12 protein-coding genes are annotated in these 14,126 nt (G+C 32.0%); 5 read left to right on the forward strand and 7 right to left on the reverse strand.

Features of this window, described 5'->3' with window-relative positions:
• Nucleotides 1-321: 321 nt before the first annotated feature.
• From Q0921_RS07395 to Q0921_RS07410, 4 genes are all read left to right on the forward strand, one after another.
• Complete coding sequence (locus tag Q0921_RS07395; RefSeq protein WP_299255528.1) at nt 322-1,287, forward strand: sodium-dependent bicarbonate transport family permease; 966 nt, start codon at nt 322-324, stop codon at nt 1,285-1,287.
• A gap of 98 nt (nt 1,288-1,385) precedes the next feature.
• Entirely contained in the window at nt 1,386-1,697 is a 312-nt protein-coding gene (locus Q0921_RS07400; protein ID WP_299255530.1) for a hypothetical protein, read from the forward strand.
• Nucleotides 1,698-2,251: 554 nt separating this feature from the next.
• A complete protein-coding gene (locus Q0921_RS07405; protein WP_299255532.1) occupies nt 2,252-2,695 on the forward strand; it encodes a hypothetical protein in 444 nt (147 codons plus the stop codon).
• A 372-nt stretch (nt 2,696-3,067) separates the two neighbouring features.
• Nucleotides 3,068-4,123 (forward strand): succinylglutamate desuccinylase/aspartoacylase family protein, encoded by a 1,056-nt coding sequence (locus tag Q0921_RS07410; protein ID WP_299255534.1) that lies wholly within the window; start codon nt 3,068-3,070, stop codon nt 4,121-4,123.
• 70 nt (nt 4,124-4,193) lie between these two features.
• On the opposite strand, the gene Q0921_RS07415 is transcribed toward Q0921_RS07410, so the two are convergent.
• The 6 genes from Q0921_RS07415 to Q0921_RS07440 form a co-directional block, all read right to left on the reverse strand.
• A complete protein-coding gene (locus Q0921_RS07415) occupies nt 4,194-5,540 on the reverse strand; it encodes a DUF3526 domain-containing protein (RefSeq protein WP_299255536.1) in 1,347 nt (448 codons plus the stop codon).
• On the reverse strand, nt 5,537-6,988 hold the full coding sequence (locus Q0921_RS07420; protein ID WP_299255538.1) for a DUF3526 domain-containing protein: 1,452 nt from the start codon (nt 6,986-6,988) through the stop codon (nt 5,537-5,539). Before Q0921_RS07420 ends, Q0921_RS07415 begins: the two co-directional genes overlap by 4 nt.
• A gap of 78 nt (nt 6,989-7,066) precedes the next feature.
• Nucleotides 7,067-9,553: a TonB-dependent receptor gene (locus tag Q0921_RS07425; RefSeq protein WP_299255540.1), complete on the reverse strand. Its 2,487-nt coding sequence runs from the start codon at nt 9,551-9,553 to the stop codon at nt 7,067-7,069.
• Nucleotides 9,554-9,577: 24 nt separating this feature from the next.
• Complete coding sequence (locus Q0921_RS07430) at nt 9,578-10,273, reverse strand: ABC transporter ATP-binding protein (protein ID WP_299255541.1); 696 nt, start codon at nt 10,271-10,273, stop codon at nt 9,578-9,580.
• A 250-nt stretch (nt 10,274-10,523) separates the two neighbouring features.
• Nucleotides 10,524-10,829 carry a hypothetical protein gene (locus Q0921_RS07435; RefSeq protein WP_299255542.1) on the reverse strand — a complete coding sequence of 102 codons (306 nt, stop codon included), beginning with the start codon at nt 10,827-10,829 and terminating at the stop codon, nt 10,524-10,526.
• A gap of 418 nt (nt 10,830-11,247) precedes the next feature.
• A complete protein-coding gene (locus Q0921_RS07440) occupies nt 11,248-11,754 on the reverse strand; it encodes a hypothetical protein (RefSeq protein ID WP_299255544.1) in 507 nt (168 codons plus the stop codon).
• A 256-nt stretch (nt 11,755-12,010) separates the two neighbouring features.
• Between Q0921_RS07440 and Q0921_RS07445 the strand changes: the two genes are divergently transcribed.
• A complete protein-coding gene (locus Q0921_RS07445; RefSeq protein WP_299255546.1) occupies nt 12,011-12,394 on the forward strand; it encodes a Fur family transcriptional regulator in 384 nt (127 codons plus the stop codon).
• 73 nt (nt 12,395-12,467) lie between these two features.
• On the opposite strand, the gene Q0921_RS07450 is transcribed toward Q0921_RS07445, so the two are convergent.
• Complete coding sequence (locus tag Q0921_RS07450) at nt 12,468-13,736, reverse strand: S8 family serine peptidase (RefSeq protein ID WP_299255548.1); 1,269 nt, start codon at nt 13,734-13,736, stop codon at nt 12,468-12,470.
• Between the last annotated feature and the right edge of the window lie 390 nt (nt 13,737-14,126).

Genomic DNA, 14,126 nt, shown 5'->3' on the forward strand with positions numbered 1-14,126 from the left:
TACATCACCTTTGCAAAAACAAAACTAATGAGAGATCTACATTTAAAGAAAAACCAATCAGGAAAAGTAAAAGTGATTCGTTCAAATAATAATGAAAAAATAGAATCCCCAGCACTCTTTAATTTAATCATAATCTTCATCCTCTTTTTTACTTTTCTAACACTTTCTATTAGAAACAACAACCTTTTCTTAACAGAAATATTAATTTCTGGAAGCGTAATATGTTTACTATTTCTACAAAATCCCACTCTTATAACTAAGAAATAACCACCTCATCTTTTTCAAAATAAATTGTTATCATAAAATCATATTAACAGCCATATGGATTTACATTTACTTATAGACAACCTGACCAACCCTGCATTACTTTTTTTCTTCTTAGGAATTATTGCAGTTCAACTTAAAAGTGATCTTAATATTCCTGAAAACTCTTCAAAGTTCATTTCACTTTATCTTTTACTTTCGATTGGTTTTAAGGGGGGGCAAGAGCTTTCACATAGTACATTTAATGCAGAAATACTTTGGTCATTACTTTTTGGAATATTTCTGGCCATTTTCATTCCTGTGTATACATATTTTATATTACGAAGAAAATTTAGTCTCGAAAATGCAGGAGCTATTGCAGCTTCATACGGTTCTGTAAGTGCAGTAACATTTGTAACTACCATATCTTTTTTGGAAATAGAAAACATTGCCTTTAGCGGTCACATGGTAGCAGTAATGGCATTAATGGAAGCACCTTCTATAATGGTGGGATTACTCTTAGTTACAATTTTTAAAAAAAACAAGAACGAAGATAAAATTCCTATAAAAACGGTAGTACATCACGCACTAACAAATGGCAGTGTTCTACTTATAATAGGTAGTTTAATTGTAGGTTTATTTGCTAGTGAAGCACAAGCCGAAGGAATCAAACCTTTTACCACAGATATATTTAAAGGATTCCTAGCCGTATTTCTTTTGGATATGGGAATCACTAGTGGTCGTAAACTTTCTGATTTTATCAAAAAAGGATGGTTTGCATTTCTATTCGCCATCATCATACCAGTTATAAACGGTTGTATTGTTGCGGTAGTAAGTGGTCTTTTTAGTTCTGGAGAAGGAAATAGATTGTTATTTGCTATACTCGCTGCTAGTGCATCATATATAGCAGTACCTGCAGCTATGAAATTAGCACTTCCAAAAGCAAATCCTAGTCTTTATATTCCAATGGCTCTGGCAATCACTTTTCCTTTTAATATAACATTAGGAATGCCTTTATATCTCTGCATTATACAAATGACATAATAATATTTTATGATTACAATAAAATATATAAATAAAAATATATAACATATTAATTTCATCTTTGTATTCTAAATAAGAATAAATTTTAATAAGAAATTATGGAAGCTACAGAAACAGCAACAATGGAAGTAAAAACAGATCAAAAGATAAACTTGATCGATGGTCACTTTACAGCATCAGAAGCAGCAGACATTATTAATGCAGTACTTAATGTAAAAATCAACTTTCATAAATTGCACCGATTATCAATTACTGAAGGAAATTCTATTGATGAGTGTGAGTATGATAGTGGAAGAATAGATGAACTATTGAGAGAGCAAGTTATAGCAAAAGAGTTTTTTACTCAAGCAAGATTAGATGGAAAAAAACTTAAAATGAGTAGTATAATCAATATTTCTGTCGAAGATTAAAAATTAGAATTAGTCAAATAATTAAATATTCAAAATTCGTTCAATCCAGTGGATTAAATTAGTTTACAAAAAGAGAGCCTCTTCCTGTAAAAGGCTCTCTTTTTAATACGTACACCAGTCATAAAAATCTTAAAAGCGATACTCAATCCAAGAAAATGGATTTATTGCGACACGGTAGCTATTAAAATATTTCCTCTTCAATATTGTATTCAAAAACTTCTTTCTTACACTAATTAAAATCGAATAAAAAACGGTTCATTATAAAATGAAAACCAAGAAAAAACAAATTCCTAATACTTAGAAACGAAACTGTACTTCTTATGACTATATGATTATTCTCCAAAGTTTTCACATAACAATTTTCAGCGTAATTCTTAAAAATTTTCATAAAATGTTAATCTCATAATTTTGTATAACAAATGTTAACCTCTACTTTTTATCATAAATATTTTTTATTTAAATCATTATAAATATAAATAAAAATATATGATTTATTTTGTTTAATTTAGACGTAATGAAAAATTATTTTCAGGAAACTAAAAAAATAATATAGTATGAAAAAGGCATATAACACTTGGATACTTTCTGTATTTAGTATGACCATTATTTATGGCGGAATATCAGACAATAAGTTTACCGTGAACTTTAATACATGTAAAGAAATACTATTCTGTTTTAATGAATATAAAAACGATCTAAACTTTGAGTTTACAAACTATTTCAATGATAAAAATAATTTTCGTTTTGTTAGTGCGGAGTTAGAATATTCTATACCCCTTTCTTTAGTAACTCTTGAGCACAAGGTTAAAAAAGAATTAGAAAAGATAAACAAACAAGAAAATCACTTAAACTCATTACTCGTAAGAAAACGTTCACAATATCAATTACATAAAGTAAATATATTTGGTCAATTAACGAATCCCGTAAACATGGCCACAAACTATCACAAGTCTCTACCTCCAAGAATGGAAGGATTGGGTGTAAGATTACGATTTTGAAATCAAAATATTGTACTAGAAAGCTATAATTTGCCCATTATAGCTTTTATATGTAGTGCTTTTTATTATGTTGTTTCCAAAAAGAGGTTGCCTTAAATGACAACCTCTTTTTAATTTATGATTTATGCATCATTCGATAAAGTGAATACGATACTACTCATGCTTTTCTATTCTTTACTAATATTCTAGATATAGCCAACTATAAATAGTTACATAATTTATTTATATAGTATTTAGGTCTTTAAACTTTTACCAGAGAATTGGATTGTCAGTTACAATCGGGGAAATTAAACGATGGTCCACAACACTATATATTTGAATAACTCCAATAGAAATTATTATTTATATTCCTGTATAGTTATCTTCGTTTACATGATTAAGAATAGAACTTTTTTATTTACATTTCTGCTTACTTCAACTTTTGTTATAGCACAAAAATCTTTTGTTTTTCAAAATAAATCGATCAAACCGGGAACCAAAAAACATTTTGAAATACCTGTAGTTAATGACACAGATAGCACCTTTATTCCTGTAACTGTATTTCACGGTTCAAAACAAGGATCTATTTTAGGAATAACTGCAGGAGTTCATGGGTATGAATATCCACCTATTCTTGCTGCTCAACAACTAAATCAAAAAATTGATCCTACGAAATTATCCGGAACGATTATTTTAGTACAAATAGCCAATGTACCGGCTTTTTTGGGTAGAAGCCCGTTTTTAAACCCAATGGACAATAAAAATTTAAATCGTTCTTTTCCAGGAGATTCGAATGGATCTATAACCCAACGCATGGCAGACGTACTCACTAAAAAAGTAATCGAAAGATCCGATTTCTTCGTTGATATGCATGCTGGAGATGCTCCAGAAGATTTACATTCCTATAATGCGTGGTATCAAAGCGAAGCACTTCCAGAGGTTTCTCGAAAAGGAAGAGAAATGGCTTTAGCAATGGGATTTGATTATTCTATAATTTTTAATATTGCTAAAGAACGACTACAGGCGCCTAGTTTGTATTGTTCGCAAGAAGCCTTTCATCGTAAGATACCTTCTGTTGATATTGAGTGTGGTAGATTAGGTATTCCAAATAAAATAGAAACTGATAGAATTGTGAATGGAATGTTTTCATTATTCGTTCATCTCAACATGATGGATTTCAATAACGAATCCGTTTCAAGAAAATCAATAGTCATAGCAAAACGATTTACAATAAAGAGTACATCAACTGGGCTCTTTTATACTGAGAAAAAAGCTGGTGATTTCATTAAAAAGGGAGAGCTTTTAGGATACATTACTGATTTTTTTGGCAATAAATTAGAAAATGTTAAAGCATCACAAAGTGGAATGATCTTATATATGATCGGCACTCCCCCTATTAATGAAGGCGAAACTATTATGAATGTTGGTGTTACACCAATTTCAAATTGATAATACCATATTTAAGGCGATGTTATTTTTTTGCACAAAAACGCCGTGATTATTTTTCATAGTCTGAACGTTATAAACGTCTTGTCATTGGTATAGAAATCAAAATCATAAATATCAATGCAATTATGATCGGTATCACACTTTGTATCGGTGAAATGTTAGATGTTGTTTTATGATATTCTGGAGTAAATTGACTCCAATCAACAGTGTCCGCGTTTTGTTTTTTAAATATTTTTGGATAAAAAAACAATCTTAGTCTTTCATGAAATGCATCAGTGGCCTCTAGATAATCCATTTGTTGACTCATACTTGTTCCAGATAATCGATTGAAAACAAGTTGCAAATGCATATTAGGAATTACAGATGCAATTTGTATACTGGTCTGTTCTCGTAACTTTATCTTTTCTTTTAGAGCTTCTTGTTCATTTTTTGAGTCATCATCTCCCATCTGCTGCATGGCATAATACCATAACCAGTTAAACCCATCTGTAGGATATCCGTGTTTTTTAAATTGAGGATAATGCTTATAAAACTTCTCTATAGTTGTTAATTTATCCGTGTCCCACTTAGTATGATATCCATCTCGCTGTGCTATGGTCGTACTTAAGGCTTCTGGTACAGGATATTTTGAGGATACATATGCATTAATTCCTGCTGGTAAAAGAATAATCAAAACTAACCAAACTGATAAAAATAATAGCGCATTAAAGCCAGAAGATTTTTTAAAAGTAATGATAAAAAAAGTGAGTGTAAACCAAAATAGAATATATAACATGGATAAACCCAACATCCAGATAAAGTCACTATTTAGAGTTAAGTTGAGTACTAGTTTTGCTATAAAAAAAAGAAATACTAGAACGATATATAATAAGACTAATCGAATTAAAAGTTTGGAAATAATGAATCCTAATTTAGATCTTGCTTGGATCGTCACTAATCGCCATGTCCCGGTTTCTGTTTCTTCAGAAAGTACATTAAACGATAATACAATGACCAGTAAAGGAAATAGATAAATGATTACAAACGATAAATCGAGATTACCGGATTGCAAATTCATTGGATTCACTAAATCGGTATCATATTTTTGCGCTTCAAAAGTCTTAATAGTAATTCGCTTTACTGTAGGGTTTACGTCTGACTGACCAATAGATAATCCAGCTAATGGATTTAAAGTGTTTATATAGGCAAATTTTGCGTAATACAGTAACAATCCTAGATCCTCATTATGAAGTGCTACTTGTCTGTCAAAATGTTGTTCCTGATATGCATTCACTTCGGCAATCGCGTCCTGCTGTCTTTCTAGATGCTTGTTACCAATAATAATACTTATTATACCTAAAAGTGTAATAAGTAACAAACTTATCCAGACCTCTTTTGATCTTATGCATTGCTGTAAAAATAACTTAAATATTGTCATATAGCTTTTGCTTTTTTTGATGTGAATAGCAATAACCAAAAGGTAAATAGCATCCATAATATTATAGAAATCAATGCAAGAAAAGCTTCTTTTATTGATTTAGACAAAGTCATAGGTTGGTGATTAAAATCACTAAATGCTGACCAATGTTCATGGTCTACTACATGGGTTTTCCCTTCAGAACCACTCTCTTTTTTTGGACTTATGTATTCCATTTGTAATTCATTCATAGTTTGCGCTAATTGATAACGATAGCTATCAGCTTGGTTTTGAAAATCGATGTAAGAGGAAAAATCTGTTCCCGACAGTGTCATTGATAACTGTTTTATAGCAATAAAAGGATTGATAAATGATGAAAACTTTGTTACATCATTTTGATTTTTATAGATGTTAACCAATTTCTTATTATGCTTTCTATATAAGGTAGATGTAATTCTCTCTCCTTCTCTCATTACAAATCCCGAATAATTAAACGGTAAATCCGTTACCTCGCTCACATTATGAACACTTAGAACAGAGTCCCTGAGATTGTTGTAGTGAGGATCATTTGGGTTATGGCTATCCCCTTTTTTAATTACCTCTTTCTCAATAGCGGATTGAAAGGCTAATTTACTAGGTGTCGGAAACCAATAATTCCCCATAGCTTGGGCAGATTTTGGTAATAACACGACCAATAGTAACCAAATACCTAATAATCGAAGTAAAGCATTTTTTGAAGTACGGGTACTTGCAGAGACTATAATAGTTATGGAAGATATGATAAATAAAAAAGCTAAATACCCACTGCCTATTAATAGTAATCGCAACCAAAGAAAATCATTAGCTGCTTCTTGTCCGAACATCAAAAGTGCTATGATCACTGCTAAAAAAATAGGAATAAAAAATAGTATAGAAATTGTAAAAAGTCCTATAGACTTTCCAAAAAGGATTTCTTTCCAGGTAGCACCTTGCGACAATAACATTTTTAATGTTCCATTCTCGCGATCCTTTGCTACACTCGAAAAACCTAAGAAAAACAAGATTAGCGGAAGTACTAGTTGTAACAATAATGATAAGCTTAATTCTCCGAATCTTAGCATACCTGTAGAAAAAGTAGCTTCAGAAAAGTTAGCACTGTTTTGTCGATGAGCTTCTAAAAAAACGGTGTTTCCTGTAAAACTTTCTAATCCATAATCAAATATTCCTAAGGAAGCATTTATTCTAAAAGCAAAAGTTCCAAAATGAGCCATTCGATGTGGATGTTTATCAGGGTTAGCTTCCCAGCTTTGTCTAGCTTTAATTTGATGTTCTAATCGAATTTCATTCTGCGTAATATGGTTATTTATACCACTAACCGCCGCATACCCTGTTAGTAATATAAAAATAGAGTACAATAGATAAAAACTTTTGGGAGTCGTTGCATTATGCCAAAAATTTAATGCGAATAACTTAATATTTGCCCATTTCATATGTTTGTCTTTATTGTTTTTTCAATGGTCATATAAAACCGATATGATTACACGAATCATATCGGTTTCATTTTTTTTTTAGAATTTATATGTTGTAGTTAACAACACATTTCTTGGAGCTCCAGGGAAAACTCTAGTTGCATTTAAGGCTCCATTCCAATAAGTTTCATCTAATAAATTATTAAGTTTTAAAGCAATTTGCATATCAATTCCAGAAGGACGATAATACAGAGCTGCATCAAATACAGTATATGATGGTAATACGATGCGATCTCCATACCAAGACAAACGATCTCCACGATATACCATTCCTAAACCTACACCAATATTTCTTAGAGTTCCACGCGTAAAATCATATCGCCCCCAAAAATTAGCACTATGCTCAGGCGCTCCTCCAATACGTTCACCAATTAATGCTGGATCATCATCTTCTATAATTTCAGCATCAATAAATGCATATGAAGCACTTAATTGAAGATTAGGTAATACATATCCGGTAAGATCCCATTCAAAACCTCTACTACGCTGCTCTCCTCGTTCTGTCAATACAGATTCATCATTAGGGTCTTGCTGTAATAGATTTTTTTGAGTTATTTGATATACCGCAGCGTTCACTGTTAATTTTCCCCCTAAAAACTCTCCTTTGGCACCAAATTCTATATTGTCACTTTCTAAAGGATCAAAACTAGCGGGAGAACCTGCCCAGAAAAACCCTTCGGTAGCAGGAGAAAGAGAAACCGTATTAGACTGTGGCTGAAATCCTTCTACATAGGAGCCATAAACACTAATAGCCTCAGTAGCTTCATACGTTAACCCTATTCTAGGTATAAAAGCTTGATTCTTAAATGATTCTTCACTGTTTGATTTGTAATCAAAAATATCTTCGTACCAATCGTATCGAAGATTTAGTAATGCAGAAAATTTACCTATCTTAAACTGGTTCTGGATATAAATACCATTTGAAGTAGTAAGATTTGCTGGAATAGCAAATTCTGAAGTAATATAACCTGAAGTTTCTCTGGCTGTATTATTAGGGTCTGCAAGATCAAAATGATCAACATTTGGTCTTGGTGCGATTACACCATCGATGTCAATAGTTTCAAATTGATCAGCTTCGGCAGGATCAAAAGAAGTTGCAGTACCATTTAATCTTCTATATCTACGAGCACCATTTGATGCTCCACCTATAGTACGCTCCCATCTGCTACCATCATATCCTACTAATAATTTATTAGTAACTTTATCATTTTCAAAGTCATAATTAATATATGCAGTATAATTATCTGTAATCCAAAATTGTTGTCTCTCTGTATATCTTAATTCAGCTAATGTCGGTATTGAATTCCCATCTATATCTACTGCCGCAGAACCGGCAACACGATGCTCTGCAAGGTCTTCTTCCCAAGTTTGCTTCATATAAGAAGCATTGAATCCAATGTTATCTGTAATCTCTTTACTAAAATTACTGATTACCATAAACTCTTTCGAAGCATAAAAATCATTCGCAGCTCCAACATTTGTTGAAATATCTGTACTATTTAGATCAAATTGACCATTAATCGCACCAAAAAGAGGTTGACCTCGATCCAAATTCCCAACACCACTACTGTATATCATTTCTACGTTTAGCGCTGTAGTACTATTAGGCAAAAATGTAATGGATGGTGTTATCAAAAATTGATTGTTCTGTACTAAATCTCTAAAAGATCTCGCTTCCTGAACAGCTGTATTAAAACGATATAATAAAGTTCCTGAATCGTTTAATGGCCCTGTGAAATCCGCGGTTGCTCTTAATGTTCCGAAACTTCCTACAGTAGCACTTACTTCATTTCTTTTTTCCTTTAATGGTTTCTTAGTCACCAAATTAACGGATCCACCAGGATCAACACTAGAAAAAGTTACAGAAGACGGACCTTTAATAACTTCTGCTCTTTCTATATGGGAGGTAATCGGTTGTAAAAAATAATACTGACGCGTTCGCATACCATTAATAAGTTGACCATCTTCTGCCTGAGTAATACCTCTAATATTAAAATGATTATAAAACCCTGTATGCGTTACACTACTAGAATTTTTTATTGCATCCGCTATCTGAAAGGCTTGCCTGTCATTTATTAATTCCTTTGTAATAGTTGATACTGCCTGAGGTAATTCTCTGTTTTTTATGGCGACCTTGGTAGATGAAAACGAATAATCACTATTGTAATCCGTTCGTGCACGACCAACGACTTCTACTCTTTGTAGTTGTTCTGTACCTTCTTCTAATTGAATAGTTCCTGCATCAAATGTAGAACTATTGCTAATTTCAATACTATTTTTATAAGATTGAAACCCTAAATATCGTACTTCTAAGTTGTAGTTACCAGAAGGGGCATCTATTTCGAATTGTCCTGATTTATCAGTTAATTTGCCAAAAGTATTTTCTGTATTCTTTAATAAAATTGTAGCTCCAATTATAGGGGTGTTTTCCGAATCGACGATAGTTCCAGTTACTTTTACTTGTGCAAATGTTGCATATCCAAATAATAGTAATAAAAGGGTGGGTAATAATTTAAAAAGTTTCATTGTGTGAGTTAATTTGTTTTACGTTTAGATAGTTTTTAAGTATAAATCTTGTAATTGAGTTGCATTAATAGTCTCCGTGTTAGAAGTATGTACCAATTGTCCTTCTTTCATAATACCGATTTTGGTTCCTACGTTTACTGCATTAAAAATGTCATGAGTAGCCATAAAAATTGCTTTACCATCATTGCTTAATTCTTTGCAAATTTTGGTGAACTCAAGTGTAGCTTTAGGGTCTAAACCTGAGATGGGTTCATCCATGAAGATGTAATCCGCATTTTTAGAAAGTGCAATGGCGATACCAACTTTCTGTCTCATCCCTTTAGAATAAGAGGATAATTTATTTTGATGTGCGTTTTCTTGTAATCCAGCTTTTGATAAAAAGTCAGAAAGTTCTTTATTGGCGTATTTAAAACCAGCCAATCTGCTGAAAAAATTTAAGTTTTCAATACCCGACAGATTCCCATACAATTGTACAACTTCAGGGATGTAAGCAATCATTTTGGTAGTTTTATTACTAGTAGGCGTAACAGTAATTCCATTGATTAAAGCTTCGCCGCTTGTGGATTGAATTAGGCCTAAAAATAGATTGATTGTTGTTGTTTTTCCTGCACCATTTTGACCTAGTAAACAAAATATTTCTCCTTTATCAACAGATAAATTCAATTGACTAAGTGCCTGGTGCTTACCGTATGTTTTGGTAAGATTGATTGCTTTCAGCATATGTATATGTAAAAAAATAAGTTTGACGATTCGTGTTTTAAACTCAATTATTAAAGACGAAAATCGAGTTGTATTGAAAATATCTTATTGTGTAGTGTGTTCTATTGTAGACTATAAATACATTATTATTATACTTTTTCCAGCTACTTCATAATAATTATGAGTGCTAATAATAAAAATGGAATAAATAATTGATTCACGAATACAAATTCGTGTCTTAAATAGATTTTAATAACAAGAGATACATCCTTTAAGTAAGAGGTGGAGGCTTATTATAAATATAAGCTGGAGAAAGAATCTTTTCTTGTGGAGCATTGTATTGGGTTACTACAACAAATGAGCTGGGTATACTTTTACCTTCAATTTCTATGTAGAAATTATCATCATTGACTAGATCAAACTGATGAGAATCAACTATAATATCGCAAATTTCACAAGAAATAGGAGTGTCGTCATCCGATAGATGACTCAAGGCATGCAAGCTTGTGACCCTCGGAACAAGGAATGACACTGTAAAAAACAGAGCAATTACATATGTAAGTACACGTTTGTGCATGTTCGCAATATTAGAAATAATAAAATAGGTTTTTTTTATTTTAACAAAATTTTAAATTATTCATTAGGTTTTATTTAAGCAATTCCGAGAAGTTTCGTCTTACTTTCATAAAAAAACGCTAATGATTAAAAAATCATTACTTCCGATAAAATAAAGCAGTTTGAATACTGTATCCACAAAAATATTCAATCCCATCTGTATAAGTAAGGGTTCTACGTTTTACCCTTCTGGATGAATTCTTAAAGGCCTTTATTCTTAGATTAAACCATTCTCTTAATTAATAAGTAATTCAGCACAGGTTTACAGTTTATTAGTATTGTGCTGTAGTTTAGATTAAAAAGTCTAAATTCATGATTGTAGTAAATTAAAAAATCCTTGAAATAATATTTCAAGGATTTTTTCTAATATGATTAAAGATTTACTGATCAGAAGTCTCTTCCGCAGTTTTCTCCTTATCTTCCTTCATCATTTTTTGATCCTCTTCTGTAATTCGTTTATGCTCAGCTGTTATACTTTTATGCTCTTTCTCCATATTTTCATGTTCAGCTTTCATTGACTCATGTTCTCCTGTCATTTGTTCTAATGTTATCTCACCAGAAGCATGTTTTACTTCTAATTCAGTATGTTTTTCTATCAATGCCTTATGTGCCGAAATAAGTTTACCATGTTTGGATAATAAGGTTTCATGATTCTTTTCTGTTAATAAATGAATAGAATCATTTTCGATAGTTTTATGAGCAGCTTCCATTTGTTGATGATCATCTTTCATAGCATTGTGTTCTTTTTCCATTTTACTATGAGACTCTTCCATTTCGGAATGTTCAGTCACCATCGCTTTATGTTCTGGAGCTTCAGCAGGATTTTGTTTGCAGGAAATAAATAAAAGAACTGTTGCAATTAGGGTTAATTTACTAAATGTTTTCATGATTTTGATTAATTAGTTTACGATTCAAATCTTATATAAAACTAATTTTTTACTAAATTATTTTAATATCCCTTTTGAAATTAAAAAAACTCCACATCCTTACTAATCGAATTTAAAAAGATTTCCATTTATTGTAAAAAACAAATTTGCTGAAAGATAAATATTGAAATAAGGTTTTTTTCAATTTCATAGAAAAAACACTAATAGCTAAAAAATCACTACTTTCGATAAAGTAAAGGAGTTTGAATACTGTACCATGGAAATCAAAAAATCAAGAAATACTGAAAAGCAAAATCTTGTTAAGAAAATCCTTTCTGAAACAGAACACGCGATGTCCGCTGAAGATATTATGGCAGCTATACCTATAAAGGTTAATAAAACGACTATATATAGAATTTTAGATCGATTTGCCGATAAAGGAGAGGTTCATTTTGTAACTGGTAAGAATGGAAAAGCATATTATGCGCTTTGTAATAGCTGTGGAACATCTCATAAGATTCATAATCACATACATTTTGAATGCCAAACGTGTAAAGAGGTGACTTGTCAACCTAATACTTTACATATTCCAACTTTAGAAGGTTTCACCATTCAAGAGACTCAGTTCTTGGTAATTGGCATCTGTAATAAGTGTAAATAAAATGAAACCATCAGCTCTCCAGCCAATGGTTTCGTAACTACACGTCCCAACTTAAAAACAAAGACTATATCTTTTATCTTACAGCTATGGGATAGTTTTCTCCTCTGTTACTTACAGTACCAGATGTTCTAGGTCCATTTCCTCTAGCGTGCATAATTCCTGCAACGTGAGGTGATGCCATAGAAGTACCACTTAATGTAGCATAACCTCCATTTAAATATGTACTTCTCACGCTACTACCTGTAGCGATCACATCCACCGGATTCATATTATAATTTGAGAAAGATGAAAATCCTCTATTACAAGTCATTGAAGCAACGGTATAGATATTCGTTCCATTAACACAAGCTGGCTGATAATTAGCCGAGTTAGCGCTACTATTTCCTGCTGCAATTGCAACTCTTGTTCCTCCATTTCCTAAAGCCAATAATGCACTTCTGTAAGAAGAATTACTTGAGCACCCAGATCCAAAAAATCCTCCTAAACTTAAGTTAGCTACATCACCTGCCAGATCATATTGTCCTACATGATTTATTCCAGATAATATTGTAGCAGTACTACTACCTCCATTACATCCAAAAACTCTAACTGGTACTACACTTGCGCCGGCAGAAACACCTACAACACCAATACCATTATTAACTGCAGCAGCTGTTCCGGCTACGTGAGTTCCATGACCATTACAATCATTAGCAGATCCACCTACAAAAGATCTTGCATAGGTAGAATTCGTAACTACATTCAAGTCTGGATGATCTAAATCAATACCACTATCAATAATCCAAATCCATTCGTCTTTACCTGCACCGTTAGCAGCACCTCCAGCTCTTGTGATACCACAAGGGGTTTCTTGGGCCATTTTTTGAGACACTTCTCCGGTTACAACCTCTTCTACTTCAAATTTTGGTAATTCCACAACTCGATTATACTCGATTGCGGCTATACTAGGGTCTTTAGATAATTTTTGGAATTCATTATCTCCAAGTTTAATAGCCATCCCAGAAATTTTGGTAGTATAATAGCTTAAAACTTTAGATTGATCCAGAGCATTTTCTGATAAAATAGTATTCATTCTTTTAATAGATACTTCAGAAATGTCTCGAACCGATTTTGCTTTTTCTTCTCTACTCGTAAAAGATCGTTTTTCTAAAACTTTCGATGCTGGTTCAATTTTGGAATCTTTGAATACTACAATGTATTCACCAGGAATTATTTTCCCTTCCGTACTGGTAGGCTCTACAATCGTTTCCGCAGCTCCATCAGAGAGATTTTCATTTTGACAAGAAGTCATTACTAATGCCGAGAGCAGGGTACCCACAGCTAGTTTACTTAAATTTTTCATATTGAGTTAAAATTTGTGTTAAAGTCCAAATGTATAAATTCAAATCAAAAAAAAATTATGGCAAAACCACAGGCTAAGTCACTGAAAAGCAAAAAATAAGAAGGGTATTAAATATAAAAAAACACACTATTGCAATCTTGTTGCTTTAGCTAAAATAGCGGATTAACAAGCATTTAATCAGAAAATTCCCTCAGTAAAAATTTGTAAGAAATCCCTATGCTTAAACGACAAAAAACATTAACATATATTAACTATTATTAACTATTATTAACTATTATTTAACATAAATCCTAATTCTATCGAAGTGTATTAGTCTAACCAATTTTGTTAAAAGAAGAAATCTATTCAATCCCTACTTTACAAGTATTTTATTAAATGCAACAATGTTGC

It is taken from the genome of uncultured Aquimarina sp. (genome assembly GCF_947496855.1).
In the GTDB taxonomy this organism is placed as follows: Bacteria; Bacteroidota; Bacteroidia; order Flavobacteriales; family Flavobacteriaceae; genus Aquimarina.

What these genes read in the sequence shown, in the direction of transcription:
- Q0921_RS07395 (WP_299255528.1), top strand. Translation starts at nt 322, where the DNA reads ATGGATTTACATTTACTTATAGACAACCTGACCAACCCTGCATTACTT.
- Q0921_RS07400 (WP_299255530.1), top strand. Translation starts at nt 1,386, where the DNA reads ATGGAAGCTACAGAAACAGCAACAATGGAAGTAAAAACAGATCAAAAG.
- Q0921_RS07405 (WP_299255532.1), top strand. Translation starts at nt 2,252, where the DNA reads ATGAAAAAGGCATATAACACTTGGATACTTTCTGTATTTAGTATGACC.
- Q0921_RS07410 (WP_299255534.1), top strand. Translation starts at nt 3,068, where the DNA reads ATGATTAAGAATAGAACTTTTTTATTTACATTTCTGCTTACTTCAACT.
- Q0921_RS07415 (WP_299255536.1), bottom strand. Translation starts at nt 5,540, where the DNA reads ATGACAATATTTAAGTTATTTTTACAGCAATGCATAAGATCAAAAGAG.
- Q0921_RS07420 (WP_299255538.1), bottom strand. Translation starts at nt 6,988, where the DNA reads ATGAAATGGGCAAATATTAAGTTATTCGCATTAAATTTTTGGCATAAT.
- Q0921_RS07425 (WP_299255540.1), bottom strand. Translation starts at nt 9,553, where the DNA reads ATGAAACTTTTTAAATTATTACCCACCCTTTTATTACTATTATTTGGA.
- Q0921_RS07430 (WP_299255541.1), bottom strand. Translation starts at nt 10,273, where the DNA reads ATGCTGAAAGCAATCAATCTTACCAAAACATACGGTAAGCACCAGGCA.
- Q0921_RS07435 (WP_299255542.1), bottom strand. Translation starts at nt 10,829, where the DNA reads ATGCACAAACGTGTACTTACATATGTAATTGCTCTGTTTTTTACAGTG.
- Q0921_RS07440 (WP_299255544.1), bottom strand. Translation starts at nt 11,754, where the DNA reads ATGAAAACATTTAGTAAATTAACCCTAATTGCAACAGTTCTTTTATTT.
- Q0921_RS07445 (WP_299255546.1), top strand. Translation starts at nt 12,011, where the DNA reads ATGGAAATCAAAAAATCAAGAAATACTGAAAAGCAAAATCTTGTTAAG.
- Q0921_RS07450 (WP_299255548.1), bottom strand. Translation starts at nt 13,736, where the DNA reads ATGAAAAATTTAAGTAAACTAGCTGTGGGTACCCTGCTCTCGGCATTA.